This window comes from Stenotrophomonas terrae (assembly GCF_039674165.1).
GTDB classification, from domain to species: Bacteria; Pseudomonadota; Gammaproteobacteria; order Xanthomonadales; family Xanthomonadaceae; genus Stenotrophomonas; species Stenotrophomonas terrae_A.
On record NZ_JBDJMY010000014.1, the window covers coordinates 22,177 to 38,406 of the forward strand.

Annotated in this window: 15 protein-coding genes; 13 read left to right on the top strand and 2 right to left on the bottom strand. The window is 64.3% G+C overall.

Going from position 1 to position 16,230, the window contains the following annotated elements; translation table 11 throughout:
• Nucleotides 1-6: 6 nt before the first annotated feature.
• Both dsbG and ABE493_RS08505 read left to right on the top strand, forming a co-directional pair.
• Nucleotides 7-819, top strand: coding sequence for a thiol:disulfide interchange protein DsbG (gene dsbG, locus ABE493_RS08500; RefSeq protein ID WP_346498505.1), 813 nt, complete (start codon nucleotides 7-9; stop codon nucleotides 817-819).
• 79 nt (nucleotides 820-898) lie between these two features.
• On the top strand, nucleotides 899-1,873 hold the full coding sequence (locus ABE493_RS08505; RefSeq protein WP_346498506.1) for a cation diffusion facilitator family transporter: 975 nt from the start codon (nucleotides 899-901) through the stop codon (nucleotides 1,871-1,873).
• A 265-nt stretch (nucleotides 1,874-2,138) separates the two neighbouring features.
• Here ABE493_RS08505 and ABE493_RS08510 read toward each other — a convergent pair whose 3' ends face one another.
• Nucleotides 2,139-4,202: a 3-hydroxyacyl-CoA dehydrogenase NAD-binding domain-containing protein gene (locus ABE493_RS08510; protein ID WP_346498507.1), complete on the bottom strand. Its 2,064-nt coding sequence runs from the start codon at nucleotides 4,200-4,202 to the stop codon at nucleotides 2,139-2,141.
• Nucleotides 4,203-4,438: 236 nt separating this feature from the next.
• Here ABE493_RS08510 and rpoE point away from each other — a divergent pair, with 236 nt between their 5' ends.
• The 9 genes from rpoE to recO all read left to right on the top strand — a co-directional run bounded on the left by rpoE (nucleotide 4,439) and on the right by recO (nucleotide 13,341).
• Nucleotides 4,439-5,059, top strand: a complete 621-nt coding sequence (gene rpoE, locus ABE493_RS08515) for an RNA polymerase sigma factor RpoE (protein ID WP_062168440.1) — start codon at nucleotides 4,439-4,441, stop codon at nucleotides 5,057-5,059.
• Complete coding sequence (locus ABE493_RS08520; RefSeq protein WP_346498508.1) at nucleotides 5,056-5,946, top strand: sigma-E factor negative regulatory protein; 891 nt, start codon at nucleotides 5,056-5,058, stop codon at nucleotides 5,944-5,946. The genes rpoE and ABE493_RS08520 overlap by 4 nt, the downstream gene beginning before the upstream one ends.
• A gap of 127 nt (nucleotides 5,947-6,073) precedes the next feature.
• A complete protein-coding gene (locus ABE493_RS08525) occupies nucleotides 6,074-7,594 on the top strand; it encodes a DegQ family serine endoprotease (RefSeq protein ID WP_346498509.1) in 1,521 nt (506 codons plus the stop codon).
• Nucleotides 7,595-7,753: 159 nt separating this feature from the next.
• Nucleotides 7,754-9,544 (top strand): translation elongation factor 4, encoded by a 1,791-nt coding sequence (gene lepA / locus ABE493_RS08530; RefSeq protein WP_346498566.1) that lies wholly within the window; start codon nucleotides 7,754-7,756, stop codon nucleotides 9,542-9,544.
• 105 nt (nucleotides 9,545-9,649) lie between these two features.
• Nucleotides 9,650-10,453 (top strand): signal peptidase I, encoded by an 804-nt coding sequence (gene lepB, locus ABE493_RS08535; protein WP_346498510.1) that lies wholly within the window; start codon nucleotides 9,650-9,652, stop codon nucleotides 10,451-10,453.
• Between the two features lie 29 nt (nucleotides 10,454-10,482).
• On the top strand, nucleotides 10,483-10,854 hold the full coding sequence (locus tag ABE493_RS08540; protein WP_346498511.1) for a DUF4845 domain-containing protein: 372 nt from the start codon (nucleotides 10,483-10,485) through the stop codon (nucleotides 10,852-10,854).
• Complete coding sequence (gene rnc / locus ABE493_RS08545) at nucleotides 10,844-11,521, top strand: ribonuclease III (RefSeq protein WP_346498512.1); 678 nt, start codon at nucleotides 10,844-10,846, stop codon at nucleotides 11,519-11,521. The genes ABE493_RS08540 and rnc overlap by 11 nt, the downstream gene beginning before the upstream one ends.
• Nucleotides 11,518-12,420: a GTPase Era gene (era, locus tag ABE493_RS08550; protein ID WP_057626568.1), complete on the top strand. Its 903-nt coding sequence runs from the start codon at nucleotides 11,518-11,520 to the stop codon at nucleotides 12,418-12,420. The genes rnc and era overlap by 4 nt, the downstream gene beginning before the upstream one ends.
• Before the next feature lie 198 nt (nucleotides 12,421-12,618).
• On the top strand, nucleotides 12,619-13,341 hold the full coding sequence (recO, locus tag ABE493_RS08555; RefSeq protein ID WP_346498513.1) for a DNA repair protein RecO: 723 nt from the start codon (nucleotides 12,619-12,621) through the stop codon (nucleotides 13,339-13,341).
• Nucleotides 13,342-13,470: 129 nt separating this feature from the next.
• Here recO and ABE493_RS08560 read toward each other — a convergent pair whose 3' ends face one another.
• A complete protein-coding gene (locus ABE493_RS08560) occupies nucleotides 13,471-14,184 on the bottom strand; it encodes an Hpt domain-containing response regulator (RefSeq protein WP_346498514.1) in 714 nt (237 codons plus the stop codon).
• 124 nt (nucleotides 14,185-14,308) lie between these two features.
• Here ABE493_RS08560 and rlmD point away from each other — a divergent pair, with 124 nt between their 5' ends.
• Nucleotides 14,309-15,649, top strand: coding sequence for a 23S rRNA (uracil(1939)-C(5))-methyltransferase RlmD (gene rlmD, locus ABE493_RS08565; protein WP_346498515.1), 1,341 nt, complete (start codon nucleotides 14,309-14,311; stop codon nucleotides 15,647-15,649).
• Between the two features lie 3 nt (nucleotides 15,650-15,652).
• The gene (locus ABE493_RS08570; RefSeq protein WP_346498516.1) at nucleotides 15,653-16,138 is read left to right on the top strand and encodes a CYTH domain-containing protein; all 486 of its coding nucleotides are present in this window, start codon (nucleotides 15,653-15,655) and stop codon (nucleotides 16,136-16,138) included.
• Nucleotides 16,139-16,230: the final 92 nt, after the last annotated feature.

Genomic DNA, 16,230 nt, shown 5'->3' on the forward strand with positions numbered 1-16,230 from the left:
CACACGATGATGCGTTCCCGTTCCATGTTGCTGTTGTTGTCCGCCATGGCGCTGTCGCCGCTGGCCTGCGCACAGACCGCCAGTGCTCCGGCTCCGGCTGCGCCTGCCACCAAGCCGGCCGCGGCCGATGAACCGGCCGTGGTGAAGACCCTGCGTTCGCAGGGAGTGGAGTTCATGGGCACGTTCGAAACGCCGGTTGGCCTGACCGGCTACGCCGGTGTCGCCGGCCAACGCCCGCTGGGCGTGTACGTATCCAAGGATGGCCAGTACGCGGTGGTGGGCACCCTGGTCAACGCCAAGGGCGAAGATGTCAGCGCAGCCAAGCTCAAGGAGCTGGTGTCCGGGCCGATGGGCCAGCAGGCCTGGGCCAAGGTGGAAGCCAGCCACTGGGTCCGCGATGGCAAGGCGGATGCGCCGCGCATCATTTATTCCTTCTCCGATCCGAACTGCCCGTACTGCAATCATTTCTGGCAGGCGGCGCAGCCGTGGGTGGCAGCGGGCAAGGTGCAGATCCGGCAGATCCTGGTCGGCGTGATCCGCGAGGACAGCGCCAACAAGGCTGCGGCGATTCTCGGTGCAGCCTCGCCGGAGCAGGCGCTGGTGCAGAACGAGCGTGATTTCGACAAGGGCGGCATCAAGCCGCTGGCGACGGTGCCGGCTGCGGTACAGGCCAAGCTGCGTGCCAATGAAGCGTTGATGCTTGATCTCGGCTTCCAGGGCACGCCGGGCATTCTGTTCAAGGACGCGGACGGCACGGTGCAGATGCGTTCGGGCATGCCGCAGGGTGATGACATGCAGACCGTACTGGGTCCGCGCTGATCGCTGAATCGGTGGCGGCGATGTAATAGTCTCCGCCACAACAGGCTGACTAAGCTGGCCCCGCCATAAGGAGCCAGCCATGAGTCACGACCACAATCATCTGCCCAGCGAGATCCGCCACGAAAAACCATTGTGGTGGGCGCTGGGACTGACCACCGCTTACCTGGTGGTCGAAGTCATCGGCGCGTTCTGGACCAACAGCCTGGCGCTGCTGTCCGATGCCGCGCATATGGCCACCGATGCGCTCGGGCTGATGATCGCGCTGACCGCCGTGCGCCTGAGCCGGCGCCCGCCCGATGCCAGGCGCACTTATGGTTACGCCCGCCTGGAAGCACTGGGTGCGGTGGCGAACGGCCTGCTGTTGTTCGGCGTTGGCATCTATATCTTGTTTGAGGCCGCGCAACGCTTCCAGCAGCCGCAGGCGATTGCCTCGACCGGGATGATGTGGGTTGCCGCGTTCGGCCTGGTGGTGAATCTGATCGCGATGCGTCTGCTCAGTGCGGGCAGTGGCGAGAGCCTGAACGTCAAGGGCGCCTACCTGGAAGTGTGGAGTGACATGCTTGGCTCGGTGGCGGTGATCATCGGCGGTCTGATCATCCACTTCACCGGCTGGACCTTGGTTGATCCGATTCTGGCGGTACTGATTGGTTTGTGGGTGCTGCCGCGCACCTGGGTGCTGCTGCGCGATGCGATCAACGTATTACTGGAAGGCGTGCCCAAGGGCGTGGTGTTGGCCGATATCGAGCAGGCGCTGCGCGGTCATGCTGGCGTGGCCGGTATCCATGATCTGCATGTATGGGCGCTGGCATCGAGCACGCCGGCCTTGACCGTGCACGTGGTGATGGAAGATGGACAGGCGCCGGACGTACTGCGTCGGCAGTTGGCCGATCTGCTGCATGAGCGGTTTGATATCGACCACGTGACGGTGCAGGTGGAAGCTGATCACTGTGGCGACGATTGTGCTGACAAGAAGGCGGGCGGTGCTGATCATGATCACGAAGGTCATGCGCACGGGCCGGATGATCAAGGTCATCATGGGCATGTGCACCGCTAAAGGTAGTGCCGAGCCATGTTCGGCAGGGGCTTTACCGGTGGCGCTTTGGCATTGTGGGAGCGGCGTAAGCCGCGAAGCTGGCATTGCTGGAATTACCGGAACAACTGCAATCTGATTGATCTTTGGCTTCGCGGCTTACGCCGCTCCTACAAACACCGCTGATGAATTGCCGGCAAGACCCCTTGCCGAGCATGGCTCGGCACTACAGGTGGAACGAAAAACGGAGCCTTTCGGCTCCGTTTTTCATTCAATCAGCCACTAAAAATCAAACAACCGGCTCACGCAGCTCCGGCATGTCCCAGCCCGGCCGCGGTGCGAAACGATCACCGTGCCGGGCCTGCAAGGTCTTCAGCTTCTCGACCAGTACATCCACGCCAGTCGCACGGATATGCTGGATCGGGCCGCCGCGGAACGGGGCAAAGCCGGTGCCGAAGATCACGCCGGCATCGAGCAGGTCGGCATCGGCCACCACGCCGTCGTGCAAGCAGGCTACCGCTTCGTTGAGCAGGGGCAGAATCAGGCGGTCTTCCAGATCCGACGGCGCCTGATAGTCTTTGGCCACTTCAGGCTTCACCGCGCGGCCGTTCTCCCACTTGTAGATGCCCTGGCCGTCCTTCTTGCCGCGCTTGTTCGGCTCCACTGTCGCCAATGCGGCCGGGATCTGCAGGCCCAGGAATGGCGCCAGCTCCTTGCCGACGCCAGCGGCCACGTCCAGGCCCACCGTATCCAGCAGCTCGATCGGGCCCATCGGCATGCCGAATTTGACCGCAGCCTTGTCGATCACCGGGCCGGGGATGCCCTCGGCGTAGGCGGTTGCGGCTTCCAGCATGTACGGGAACAGCACGCGGTTGACCAGGAAGCCCGGGGTGCCGGCGACCGGCACCGGGAACTTGCCCAGTGCCTTGCAGAATGCCGCCAGGCGCTTCTCCGTCTCCGGCGACATGCCGTCGTGGTGGATGATTTCCACCAACGGCATCTGTGCCACCGGGTTGAAGTAGTGCAGGCCGGCAAACTGCGCCGGGCGCTGGATGTGGTCACGCAGCTCGACCAGCGGGATCGACGAGGTATTGGTGGTGAGCAGCGCGTCGGCCTTCATCTTCGGCTCCAGCGTCTGGTACAACTCGCGCTTGGCTTCCGGGTTCTCGATGATGGCTTCGATCACCAGATCAGCCTGGGCCACGCCGTCGCCGGCCAGGTCGGCCTTCAGGCGTGCGGCCACTTCCGGGCGCTTGCTCTCGTCACGGACCTTCTTGTCGAACAAGGCTTGCGCGCGGGCCATGGCCGGGTCGATGAAGCGCTGCTCGCGGTCCTGCAGGGTCACATTGAAGCCCTTGTAGGCGGCCCAGGCAGCAATATCGCCGCCCATCACACCGGCACCCACCACGTGCACATGCTTGATGCCCGAGTCCTTGCCGCCCAGGCCCTTGAGCCGCTCGGTCAGGAAGAAGATGCGGATCAGGTTGCGTGCGGTCGGGCTGCTGGCCAGCTTGACCACGGCGCGGCGCTCGGCGTCCAGACGCTTCTGGATCGGGCTGCCGCCGGTGCGCTCCCAGGTGCTGATCAGCGCGTAAGGCGCCGGGTACTGGTCCTTCTTGGCCTTGCGCGCGACCTGTTTGGCCATCTGCGGGGCCAGGATCTTGCGGGCAAGGAAGGTGTTGGTGGCCCAGGCGGTGGCGCGCTGCTTGAACGGGCGGGTCACCCCCGTCTGTACCAGGGCCACGGCTGCATCCAGCAGTACCGCCGGGGCAGCTACCTTGTCGACCAGGCCGATGGCGCGCGCGGCCGATGCCGACAGGGTACGGCCGGTCAGCATCATGTCCATTGCCGCCGGCGCGCCCACCAGCTGCGGCAGGCGCGAGCTGCCGCCCCAGCCCGGGAAGATGCCCAATTGGGTTTCCGGCAGGCCGATGCGGGTGGATTGGTCGTTGGAAGCCACGCGGTAGCGGCAGGCCAGGGCCAGCTCGGTGCCGCCACCCAGGCAGTGGCCGTGGATCGCGGCCACGGTCGGGCAGGGCAGCTCGGCCAGCTTCTGGTAAACGGTCTGGCCGCGGCGGATGGCGTCGTTGACGGTGCCGCGGCGGTCGAATTCCTGGAATTCCTTCAGATCGGCGCCGGCGATGAAGCCGGCCGCCTTGGTCGAACGCACCACCACGCCCTTGGGCGGGTCGATGGCCAGGCGCTCGATGATGTCGCCCAGTTCCAGCAGCACGTCCTGCGACATGGCATTGACCGGGCTGTCTTTGCGGTCGAGGCTGAGCACAGCCACGCCGTCTTCGCGCAGTTCGGTGTGCCAATGATTGAAGCGGAGCCCGTCGAAGCCTGAAAGCATGGGACGTTCCATCCGGTTGTGTATGGAGAAGACCGCTATGATCCAGAGGTTGTTTCCCCGCCGTCAAATCCCAATGTCAGGAAGTGTGTTGGGCTTATCTGGTCAGCGCCCCGCGAGGCTAACCGAACGGGAGTTAAAAGCTGGTGCGGTACCGCTGCGACAGGGTGCTGAACTTTTGCCGCGAACAGCGGTCTTATTGCCCGACGTCGGTTGGGCTGACAGGAGTGCGGCCCGTTATGGCCGAGGTTGAAACACCGCAGGAGCTGGACCTGGAACTGGTCCGGCGTGTGCAGCGCGGCGAAAGCGCGGCGTTCGATGTCCTGGTACGCAAGTACCAGCATCGGATCATCGCGTTGATCGGGCGCTACATCGCCGACTGGAGTGAATGTCAGGACGTGGCCCAGGACACTTTCGTCCGCGCTTACCGCGCGATCGGGAATTTCCGTGGCGACGCCCAGTTCTATACCTGGTTGCATCGGATCGCAGTGAATACCGCAAAAAACTACCTGGCAGCACACAACCGGCGCCCGCCCACCGACGACATCGAGATCGGTGACGCCGAGCAGTTCGACAGCGGGGTCCGGCTGCGTGACAACGACACGCCCGAGCGTGAGTTGATGCGCCAGGAACTGGAACAGACCGTGATGAAGGCGGTCGACGCGTTGCCCGAAGAGCTGCGCTCGGCCATTACGTTGCGAGAGGTGGAAGGCATGAGTTACGAGGATATCGCGCAGAAAATGGGATGCCCTATCGGAACGGTGCGGTCGCGGATCTTCCGTGCCCGTGAGGCAATCGATGCACAGCTGCGTCCCTTGCTGGATACCCCCAGCGCTACCCGTGAACGGAGTCGCGTATGAGCACGCAAGACCGTAACCCGGCCGCAGCTGCGCCGGACAAATTCGAATTGCATTACCGCCAGCAGCTGTCGGCGCTGGTGGATGGCGAGCTGGCGGCCGATGAGGCGCGCTTCATGCTGCGCCGGCTGGAACACGACAGCGAGCTTTCCGCCTGCCAGGAGCGCTGGCAGGTGCTGGGCGATGTGATGCGCGGCCAAGCCTGCGCACCGGCCCCGCTGGATTTCAGTGCGCGCGTGCGCCAGGCGATGGACGCCGATGCCCAGCAGAACGGGCCGGTGATTGTCGCACCCGCTGCGCCGGGCAAGTCCCGCAGTGGTTGGCGTCGTTGGGGCGGCGGTGCCGCGTTGGCGGCGTCGGTAGCGGCGGTGGCCTTGTTCATGGCCCGTGAGCAGTTGCCCGAGACCAATGCACCTACTCCGGTGATTGCCACTACTGCCGAAGTCGCTCCCGCGCCTGTGCAGCCCTCTGCGCCGACTTCGGCGGATGCGGGCAATGTCGCTGGCCTGGTTGCGGCCGCGCCTGCGGTTGCCGCAGCGGTGAGTCGTCGTCAGGACGCCACGGCCCGCCGTGGCAGCGCCACCCGCACCCAGCAGGCGGCACGCGCCGGCACTGCGCGCATGGCCGAGCCGCAGCGGGCGATTGCCGCCGCACCGGTGCTGCCGGCAACGCCGGCCTTGCGTCAGGACCCGTTCGCCACCGGCAACGGCGTGCTGCATGCCCGGCCCTGGCCGCGCTCGTCGGTTGCGCCGACGCTGTCGCAGGGGGCGCTTAACGCAAGTTTCCCGGCACAGGAGCAGCGTGGGGCGACGTTCTACCCGTTTGAACCGCGCATGCCGGCACAAAGCGCCGACGATGGCGAGTCGCGCAGGCTGTTGCCGCGTCAGTAAGTAGTGCTTGCCGGTCGTCCACCTCTGGGCGACCGGTTTTCCCCGGATTCCAGGTTTGTGCGCTGTGGTTGGGCGTACCGGGCTTGGCTGTTCTTTCCCGCTTTGACTGAATTGGAGGCTCGAGCTGATGACCCCACTTATCCAAAACAAGGTGTTTGGCCTGTTGGCGATGACCCTGCCGTTGGTGGCCTGCGCGCAGAGCCCGGCGCCGAATGCGCCGACCGAACAGGTGGCCGCTACCCGCGCCGCGCCCGCACCGCAGCTGGTGCAGGGCCTGCCTGACTTCACCCAGCTGGTCGATCAGGTCGGTCCGGGCGTGGTCAAGGTGGATACCGTGATTGGCGCCCGCCGCAATCCGCGCACTGCCCAGCAAGGCCCGGACATGGAGCAGATGCCGGAGTTCTTCCGCCGTTTCTTCGGGCCGGACTTCCAGATGCCGGGGCCGGGCCAGCAGGGGCCGGATAGCGGCCCGCGTGGCCGCAGCATGGGCTCGGGCTTCATCATTTCCAATGACGGCTATGTGCTGACCAACCACCACGTCATCGATGGCGCCGAGTCGGTCAAGATCACCCTGAGCGACCGCCGCGAGTTCACCGCCAAGGTGGTCGGCAGCGACGCCCAGTACGACGTGGCCTTGCTGAAGGTCGAAGGCCGCAACCTGCCGACCGTGCGCGTAGGTGACTCCAATACGCTCAAGCCCGGCCAGTGGGTGGTGGCGATCGGCTCCCCGTTTGGCCTGGACCACTCGGTCACCGCCGGCATCGTCAGTGCGCTGGGCCGCAATACCGGTGGCAACGATCAGCGCTATGTGCCGTTCATCCAGACCGACGTGGCGATCAACCAGGGCAACTCCGGCGGTCCTTTGCTGAATACGCGCGGTGAGGTGGTCGGCATCAACTCGCAGATCTTCTCCGCGTCCGGCGGTTACATGGGCATCAGCTTCGCGATCCCGATTGATCTGGCGATGAATGCGGTTGAGCAGATCAAGAAGACCGGCAAGGTCAGCCGTGGCCAGTTGGGTGTGTTGGTCGGTCCGCTGACCAGCGATGCCGCCGAGGGACTCAAGCTGCCGGATAGCCGTGGCGCGCTGGTCAACGAGATGGTGGCGGACAGCGCGGCCGCCAAGGCAGGGATCGAGGTAGGTGACGTGATTCGTATGGTCAATGGCACCCAGATCAACGATGCCAGCGAGCTGCCGCCGATGATTGGCGCGATGGCGCCCGGCAGCAAGGTGCGGATGGGGATCATGCGTGAAGGCAAGCCGCGTGAGGTCACCGTGACCCTGAGCGAGCTGGCTGAAGATGCTGCGCGGCCGGGTAACACCGCCGCCGGTGCCGATGAGGGCAAGCCGCAGGTGGGCGCCAATGCCTTGCTGGGGCTGGAAGTGGCCGACCTGACCGCCGCCGAGCGTCGCCAGCTGGGTCTGGATGCCGGTGAAGGTGTACGCATCACCGGTGTGAACAGCCAGGCCGGCCGCGAGGCACGTCTGGCTCCGGGGATGGTGGTGCTGCAGGTCGGGCGTACCCCGGTAGGCAGTGTCGCCGCGCTGAACCGGGAGCTGGCCGGTTACAAGAAGGGTGACGTGGTCATGCTGCTGATCCGCGCCGGCGCCAACAGTGCCTTTGTCCCGATCCGGGCCGGCGAATAAGCCGCTCAGGCCTTGTCGTGCCTACAGGAGCCGCCTTCGGGCGGCTCCTTTCGTTCATCTGCCGGCCAAACCCTGTGCGGGGGCCGGCTCCGGCATGCGATAATGCCCCGTTATCCTGACGACGCAGCGCCGCCGCCGCCACCTATGTCACATGATTCAATGCGGATGATCCGCAACTTTTCCATCATTGCCCACGTTGACCACGGCAAGTCCACCTTGGCCGACCGCATCATCCAGTTGTGTGGCGGCTTGACCGCGCGCGAAATGGAAGCGCAGGTCCTGGACAACAACCCGATCGAACGCGAACGTGGCATCACCATCAAGTCGCAGTCGGTGTCGGTGCCGTATACGGCCCGCAACGGCCAGACCTACTTCCTGAACTTCATCGATACCCCCGGCCACGTCGACTTCTCCTATGAAGTCAGCCGTTCGCTGGCCGCCTGCGAAGGCGCGCTGCTGGTGGTCGATGCGGCGCAGGGTGTGGAGGCGCAGTCGGTTGCCAACTGCTACACGGCCATCGAACAGGGCCTGGAAGTGGTGCCGGTGCTGAACAAGATCGACCTGCCCACCGCCGATATCGACCGTGCCAAGGCCGAGATCGAGGCGGTGATCGGTATCGATGCCTCCGACGCAGTCGCGGTCAGCGCCAAGACCGGGCTGAACATGGAAGAGGTGCTGGAAGCCATCGTGCACCGCATTCCGCCGCCGGTTGACCGTGGCAGCGACAAGCTGCAGGCGCTGATCATCGACTCCTGGTTCGACAACTACCTGGGCGTGGTCTCGCTGGTGCGCGTGATGCAGGGCCAGATCAAGCCCGGCGACAAGATCCAGGTCATGTCCACCGGCCGTTGGCATCTGGTCGACAAGGTCGGCGTGTTCACCCCCAAGCGCAAGGAAATGCCTGCGCTGCGTGCCGGTGAAGTGGGCTGGATCAATGCCAGCATCAAGGACGTGCACGGTGCGCCGGTCGGCGACACCCTGACCCTGCTGGCCGACCCGGCCGCCGAGCCGCTGCCCGGTTTCCAGGAAATGCAGCCGCGCGTGTTCGCCGGCCTGTTCCCGGTCGACGCCGAGGACTACCCGGACCTGCGCGAAGCCCTCGACAAGCTGCGCCTGAACGACGCCGCGCTGCGCTTCGAGCCGGAAAGCTCCGAGGCGATGGGCTTCGGCTTCCGCTGCGGCTTCCTCGGCATGCTGCACATGGAAATCGTGCAGGAGCGCCTGGAGCGCGAATACAACCTCGACCTGATCAGCACCGCGCCGACGGTGATCTACGAGGTGCTCAAGACCGACGGCAGCATCCTGATGATGGACAACCCGGCCAAGTTGCCGGGGGGCAATGCCGTGGCCGAAATCCGCGAGCCGATCATCCGCGCCAACATCCTCACCCCCGAGGAATACATCGGCAGCATCATCAAGCTGTGCGAAGAAAAGCGTGGCAGCCAGATCGGCATCAACTACATGGGCAGCCAGGTGCAGATCAGCTATGAGCTGCCGATGGCCGAAGTGGTGTTGGACTTCTTCGACAAGCTCAAGTCGGTCAGCCGTGGCTACGCCTCGCTGGAATACCACTTCGTGCGTTTCGAGGCCGGCCCGTTCGCGCGTCTGGACGTGCTGATCAATGGCGACAAGGTCGATGCCCTGTCCTTGATCGTGCACCGCAGCCATGCTGATCGTCGCGGCCGCGAGCTCTGCGAAAAGATGAAGGACCTGATTCCCCGGCAGATGTTCGACGTGGCCATCCAGGCCGCGGTGGGCGCGCAGATCATCGCCCGGACCACGGTCAAGGCCATGCGCAAGAACGTTTTGGCCAAGTGCTATGGTGGCGACGTTTCGCGTAAGAAGAAGCTGTTGGAGAAGCAGAAAGAAGGCAAGAAGCGCATGAAGCAGGTGGGTCGTGTGGAGATCCCGCAGGAAGCCTTCCTCGCTGTGCTGCAGATGGACAAGTAACCGTGATCGGGGGCTTGGGACGCGTGATTGCAGAGGGCGGCATCCGCTTCAGCAATCGCGCATCCGGCGGCCCCCGTCACCAGTCCCATTCCGAAGGAACACCGAATGAAATGGTTTGAAATCATCCTGGTCGTGCTGACCCTGGGCTCGGGCCTGGTGGTGCTGCTGGACAAGTTGTACCTGCGCAAGCGCCGCGCCGAAAAGGCCAGCCTGCTGGACAGCGAAGAGCCGGCGGTAGTGGATTACTCGCGCGCGTTCTTCCCGGTGCTGGCAGTGGTGTTGATCCTGCGCAGCTTCGTGGCCGAGCCGTACAAGATCCCGTCCAGCTCGATGATGCCCAACCTGCTGATCGGTGACTTCATCCTGGTCAACAAGTTCTCCTACGGTTTCCGCCTGCCCATCACCAACACCAAGATCATCCCGGTGTCCGAGCCCAAGCGCGGCGACGTGGTGGTGTTCAAGCCGCCGCACGCGCCTGACCAGAACTGGATCAAGCGGGTGATCGGCCTGCCGGGCGACCGCATCGGCTTTCATGGCGATACCTTGTCGATCAACGGCGTGCCGATGGTCTACGAAGACCGCGGCGAGTACGTCGGCAAGGGCCGTGGCGCAGAAATGACCGGCGCCTCGCTGCTCAGCGAGCAGCTGCCGGGTCGCAGCCATACCATCCTGGAACTGCTGGGTCGTGCCGACCCGCGCGGGCAGGGCGACTGGGTGGTGCCGGAAGGCCAGTACTTCGTGATGGGTGACAATCGCGACAACAGCGAGGACAGTCGCTTCTGGCAGCAGACCCATTTCCTGCCGGAAGAGAACCTGCGCGGCAAGGCCTTCCTGATCTGGCTGAACTGTGAAGGCTGGTTCTGCAAGGGTAGTTTCGAGCCGTCACGTATCGGGACGGGCATTCAATGAGTGGACAACGCGTTTCTGGGGAGATCGCAATGAAGCACAAGCAAGCGGGTATGACGCTGACCTCGTTCCTGATGGTGTTGGCGGTGGTGGGCTTCGGCCTGTACGTGGCAATGAAGCTGTTCCCGATGTACCAGGAGTTCTACGCGGTCAAGACTTCGATGAAGTCCTTGGCCCAGGAACCGGGAAGCTCGGATCCGAACAAGGCGCTGGAGCTGTTCTTCAAGCGCATGGACATCAACAGTTCCGAGTCGGTGACCCGTGACAACATCAAGTTCGAGCGCATCGATGGTGGTGTCCGCATGAACGTCAAGTACGAAGTGCGCCGTCCGCTGGTGGGTAACCTGGACATCGTCGGCAACTTCGAGAATTCGCAGGAATTGACTGGAAGCAGTGTTGACTAGAACGTTCCAACGGGGTGACCTGATCGGTCATCCATTCAAGGATCAGGGTTTGCTGAAGCAGGCCCTGACCCATCGCAGTGCCGGTGCGCCGCATAACGAGCGCCTGGAATTCCTTGGCGACAGCATCGTCAACATGCTGATCGCCGAGGCGCTGTTCACGCGCTGGCCCAAGGCTGACGAAGGCGCGCTCACCCGCGCCCGCGCCTCGCTGGTGTGTGAAGGCGCATTGGCGGTGATCGCGCGCAGCCTGGAGCTGGGCGAGCGGCTGACGCTGGGCCCGGGCGAGATGAAGTCGGGCGGCCACCGCCGCGACTCCATCCTGGCCGACACGGTCGAGGCAGTGGTTGCCGCGATCTACCTGGACGCCGGTTTCGAAGCCTGCCGCGAACGGATCATGCCGTGGTTCGAAGCCTCGCTGTCGGCGGTGCCGGTGGGCAAGCCCGAGAAAGACCCCAAGACACGCCTGCAGGAATGGTTGCAGGCCCGGCAGAAGCCTCTGCCGGTATACGAGCTGGTATCGGAGACCGGCGACGACCACGCCAAGCACTTCCATGTGCGCTGTTGCGTGGCTGACCCTGCCGTAAGTACCGAAGGCGAAGGCACTTCGCGACGGCTGGCCGAACAACAGGCGGCAGCCGCCGCAATAGAGCAATTGGATTCCAAGTGAACGACACCTCCTCTCATCGCTGTGGCAGCGTCGCCGTCATCGGCCGCCCCAACGTCGGTAAATCGACCCTGACCAATGCCCTGGTGGGCGCCAAGGTCAGCATCGTCTCCAACCGCCCGCAGACCACCCGTCACCGCCTGCTCGGCATCGCCACCTACCCGGAAGGGCAGCTGGTGCTGGTCGACACACCCGGATTGCATCGCCAGCAGAAGCGCGCGATGAACCGGGTGATGAACCGTGCCGCCCGGGCCTCGCTGGAAGGCGTGGACGCCGGCCTGCTGGTTATCGAAGCCGGCCGCTGGGACGAAGAAGACACCCTTGCGTTCAACGTGCTGCGCGACGCCGGTATCCCGGTGGTGCTGGTGGTCAACAAGGTTGACCGGATGAAGGACAAGGGGGCGCTGCTGCCGTTCCTGCAGGAGATTACCGTTGGCCGCGACTTCGCTGCCGTGCACCCGATTTCGGCGCTCAAGCGCAACGGCCTGGAGTCGCTGGTACGCGACCTGATCGGCTTGGTGCCGGAAGCCCCGCCAATGTATGGCGAAGACGAAATCACCGACCGCAGTCAGCGTTTCCTGGCCGGCGAGCTGGTCCGCGAGCAGCTGATGCGCCAGCTCGGCGAAGAACTGCCGTACGCCACCACGGTGGAGATCGAGCGCTTCGCCGAAGACGGTGCGCTGCTGCGTATCGGCGCGGTGATCTGGGTCGAGCGCGAAGGCCAGAAGGCGATTGTGATTGGCAAGGGTGGCACCCGCCTGAAGGAAATCGGCGCCAAGGCCCGCCTGCAGATGGAACGGCTGTTCGGTGCCAAGGTGTTCCTGGAAACCTGGGTGCGCGTGCGTGAAGGCTGGTCCGATGACGAGGCCGCGCTGAAGGCCTTCGGTTACGGCGAGCAGTAATTCCTGGCCGGCAATGGCTGGTTCGAAAGGGGCGGCAGCCATGGCGGCCGCCCGCGACTGACACAGGGCAGGGGCGCGACACGCCTGGTTGTTTCGGCTTCTTGCCTGCGCCTTGGGCCCGGCCGCTAAGATGTTGGATGAAGCCTGCGCCGCTACGGCCGCAGGCGGTTGCCTATCCCGACCCACGGCTCCCCCGCAATGCGCATTGAAGACCAGCCCGCTTACGTGCTGCATGCCCGGCCCTGGCGCGAGACCAGTCTGCTGGTCGAGGTGCTGAGCCTGGAGCATGGACGCATCGGCTTGCTTGCGCGCGGTGTGCAGGGGCCGAAGAAACAGGCGCTGCGTGCTGCCCTGCAGCCTTTGCAGGCAATCCGTTTCGATGCGCAGCAAACTGGCGAGTTGGCGCAGCTGCGCCGTGCCGAAAGCCAGGACGTTGCCCCGCGCCTGCACGGTCACGCGATGTTGGCCGGTTTCTATATCAATGAGCTGGTAATGCGTCTGACGCCACGGCAGGACCCGTTACCCGAGTTGTATGTGGCCTATGGCCAGCTGCGTGCGCAGCTGGACCAGCCGGCGACGCTGGCCTGGTCGTTGCGGCGCTTCGAGCGCGACCTGCTGGATGCATTGGGCGTTGGCTTTGACTGGAGCAGCGCCGCCGACGGCGAGCCGATCGATCCGGCCGCCCGCTATCGGCTGGACCCGCTGCAGGGCCCGTTACGCCTGCTCAATGAACGCAACAACGAGCGCCGCACCTTGGCCACCGGCAGTGCCTTGCTGGCGCTGGCCCTGGACCAGCAGCCCCGCAACAGCGACCTGGCCAGCCTGCGCCTGCAGATGCGTGCGGTATTGCTGCATCACCTCGGCGGGCGTGGATTGAAATCCTGGGAAATGCTGGGCGAACTGGCCCGCCCGCAAGCGTAGTGCCGAGCCACGCTCGGCAGGCGCAGTACCCAAAATCCAACCGTAGTGCCGAGCCATGCTCGGCAAGAGGCTTTACCGGGAACGCCCCTGCCGAGCATGGCTCGGCACTACATCGGGCATTTGAGGGGATCAGCGCAGCAGTGCGCTGACGGCGCTGCCGAACTGCTGGCGTGCCTGCATCGATGCGGGGTCGTGGTTCAACTGGCGCACCGCATAGGCCAGCCGCGAAGCACCGACAAAACCGCAACTGGCCTGCAGTTTGTGCAGTTGTGCATGCAGGGTTTTATCGTCGTGTTCTTCCAGCGCGTGGCTGACCGCATCGCGGGTGCTGGGCAACTCGGACAGGAACAATTCGCGCAGTGCACGAACATGCGCCTGTTGCCCATTGAGCGCGTTCATCGCCGCTGATTCGTCCCAATCCAGCGCGGCTTCGGCAACCTCGCCCTCGGCCTTTGTCGCTGACTTGGCCAGGGCGCGGCGCACGCTTTTGAGCAAAGCATCGCGACTGATGGGCTTGACCAGCGTTTCCTGGAAACCGGCCTGTTGCAGCGTGCGTTGTATTTCCTGGCTGGTGTCGGCGGTATGCGCCAGCGCAACGGTGTGCGGATGCCGCTCACGCAGAATGCGCAGCAGGTTGGCGCCGTTGCCGTCGGGCAGATTCACATCGAGCAGCCACATGTCGTAAGCGCCGGCCTGGGCCAGGCGCAGCGCACTGGCGCAGGAATCGGCGATATCAACCTTGGCCGGCAGCGATTCCAGCACGAACTGGAAGAAGCCCTGGCTGGTCATGTCGTCCTCGACCAGTAACAGGCGCGGTAGGTTTCCTTGGTGATGCGTATTCATCTGCTGCCTCCATGTCAGCTACAGCCCGCATATTAGCGAGGGCGTGGCGTTGTGCAAGCCGTCGGGGTGTTCGCGGCGCGCATCTGCGACAATGTGCGCCCTTTTGCCCGCAGCCTTTTGCCACGTGGCCCGATCCAGATCCCCCCGCATAGACAAAACCCCGTTCCAGACCGACATCCTCGACCTGAGCCACGATGGCCGTGGCGTTGCGCGCCGCGACGGCGAGGGCGGCAAAGTCACCTTCATCAACGGTGCACTGCCGGGTGAAACGGTGATGGCTGAACAGACCGGCAAGAGCCGGCATTTCGACGAAGCCAAGACGGTGGAAGTGCTCAAGGCCTCGCCGGATCGCGTGCAGCCGCGCTGCCCGCATTTCGGCGTGTGTTCCGGCTGCGTGCTGCAACATCTGGAAGAGTCGCAGCAGATCGTGGCCAAGCAGCATGTGCTGACCGAGAACCTGACCCGCATCGGTCACGTCAGCCCTGGCAGCGTGTTGCCGGCGCTGGTGGGTGACAGCTGGGGCTATCGCCGCAAGGGCCGTTTTTCGGTGCGCCGCGTCGAGAAGAAGGACAAGACCCTGGTCGGCTTCCGCGAGCTGGACCCCCGTTTTGTTGCCGACCTGTCGCAGTGCCTGACGGTAATCCCGGAGATCGGCAGCAAGGTTGCGGCACTGTCCGAATTCATCGAGACGCTGGATGGCAAGCGTGACATCCCGCAGATCGAGTTCATCGCCGGCGATGCCGCCATCGCGCTGACCGTGCGCCACCTGCAGCCGCTCAGCGATGCGGATCGGCAGGCATGGATCGCGTTCGGCCAGGCACACGGTTTTGCGATCTACCTGCAGTCCGGTGGCCTGCACACGGTTGCACCGTTGTGGCCCGCCGAGGGCGTGGCGCTGTCGTTCGCGTTGCCGCAATGGGATGTGGAGCTGGCGTTCCAGCCGCTGGATTTCATCCAGGTCAATGCCAAGCTCAACCAGAAGATGATCGCGCATGCGCTGACTCTGCTGGACGCACAGCCGGACGAGCGCGTGCTTGACCTGTTCTGCGGTCTGGGCAATTTCACCTTGCCGCTGGCGCGCACCGTGCGCGCAGTGGTCGGCGTGGAAGGTGAGGCCGGTCTGGTCGCGCGCGCCAAGGAAAACGCCGAGCGCAATGGTTTGCACAACGCCGAGTTTTACGCCGCCGATCTGACCCTGGATCAGAGCAGTGCGCCGTGGATGCAGCAGGGCTTTGACAAGCTGTTGTTGGATCCGCCGCGTTCGGGCGCGATCGACGTGCTCAAGCAGTTGCCGCTGGATCAGTTCAAACGCATCGTCTACGTCAGCTGCCACCCGGGCTCGCTGGCCCGTGATGCCGGCTACCTGGTCAATGAGCGGGGCTTTACCCTGGTTTCCGCCGGTGCGATGGACATGTTCCCGCATACCGCGCATGTGGAAAGCATTGCCGTGTTCGAGAAGCACTAAGCCATGGGCATCGAGATCGAACGCAAGTTCCTTGTCACCGATGACAGCTGGCGCGCTGCCGCGCATGCGGTGATTCCGATGGCGCAGGGCTATATCAACGATATGGCGGCCATGGACAGTGGCGCGCAGAAAGCCTCGGTGCGGGTGCGCATCCAGGGCGAGGAGGCGTACTTGAACATCAAGTCGCGCGAGCTCGGCCATACCCGCCAGGAGTTCGATTACCCGGTGCCGGTCAGTGAGGCGCGGGAGCTGCTGCAGCTGTGCGTTGGTGGCCTGATCGACAAGCGCCGGCACCTCGTTCAGCACGGCGGATTGTTGTGGGAAGTGGACGAGTTTCTCGGCGACAACGCCGGTCTGGTGGTGGCCGAAGTGGAGCTGGAAAGCGCCGACCAGGTGTTCGCCAAGCCTGATTGGGCCGGTGCGGAAGTGACCGACGAATTGCGTTATTACAATCTGGCCTTGGCGTCGAAACCCTATTGCCAGTGGTAAAACGCTGTTTGTAGGAGCGGCGTCAGCCGCGAAGCCGATAGCCACCGGGTAACCGGGTTTGTTGCAATTGCAGATATGTGTCCATCGGATGT

What these genes read in the sequence shown, in the direction of transcription:
- recO (WP_346498513.1), top strand. Translation starts at nt 12,619, where the DNA reads ATGCGCATTGAAGACCAGCCCGCTTACGTGCTGCATGCCCGGCCCTGG.
- ABE493_RS08520 (WP_346498508.1), top strand. Translation starts at nt 5,056, where the DNA reads ATGAGCACGCAAGACCGTAACCCGGCCGCAGCTGCGCCGGACAAATTC.
- ABE493_RS08505 (WP_346498506.1), top strand. Translation starts at nt 899, where the DNA reads ATGAGTCACGACCACAATCATCTGCCCAGCGAGATCCGCCACGAAAAA.
- ABE493_RS08560 (WP_346498514.1), bottom strand. Translation starts at nt 14,184, where the DNA reads ATGAATACGCATCACCAAGGAAACCTACCGCGCCTGTTACTGGTCGAG.
- ABE493_RS08540 (WP_346498511.1), top strand. Translation starts at nt 10,483, where the DNA reads ATGAAGCACAAGCAAGCGGGTATGACGCTGACCTCGTTCCTGATGGTG.
- ABE493_RS08510 (WP_346498507.1), bottom strand. Translation starts at nt 4,202, where the DNA reads ATGCTTTCAGGCTTCGACGGGCTCCGCTTCAATCATTGGCACACCGAA.
- ABE493_RS08525 (WP_346498509.1), top strand. Translation starts at nt 6,074, where the DNA reads ATGACCCCACTTATCCAAAACAAGGTGTTTGGCCTGTTGGCGATGACC.
- lepA (WP_346498566.1), top strand. Translation starts at nt 7,754, where the DNA reads ATGCGGATGATCCGCAACTTTTCCATCATTGCCCACGTTGACCACGGC.
- rpoE (WP_062168440.1), top strand. Translation starts at nt 4,439, where the DNA reads ATGGCCGAGGTTGAAACACCGCAGGAGCTGGACCTGGAACTGGTCCGG.
- dsbG (WP_346498505.1), top strand. Translation starts at nt 7, where the DNA reads ATGATGCGTTCCCGTTCCATGTTGCTGTTGTTGTCCGCCATGGCGCTG.
- lepB (WP_346498510.1), top strand. Translation starts at nt 9,650, where the DNA reads ATGAAATGGTTTGAAATCATCCTGGTCGTGCTGACCCTGGGCTCGGGC.
- ABE493_RS08570 (WP_346498516.1), top strand. Translation starts at nt 15,653, where the DNA reads ATGGGCATCGAGATCGAACGCAAGTTCCTTGTCACCGATGACAGCTGG.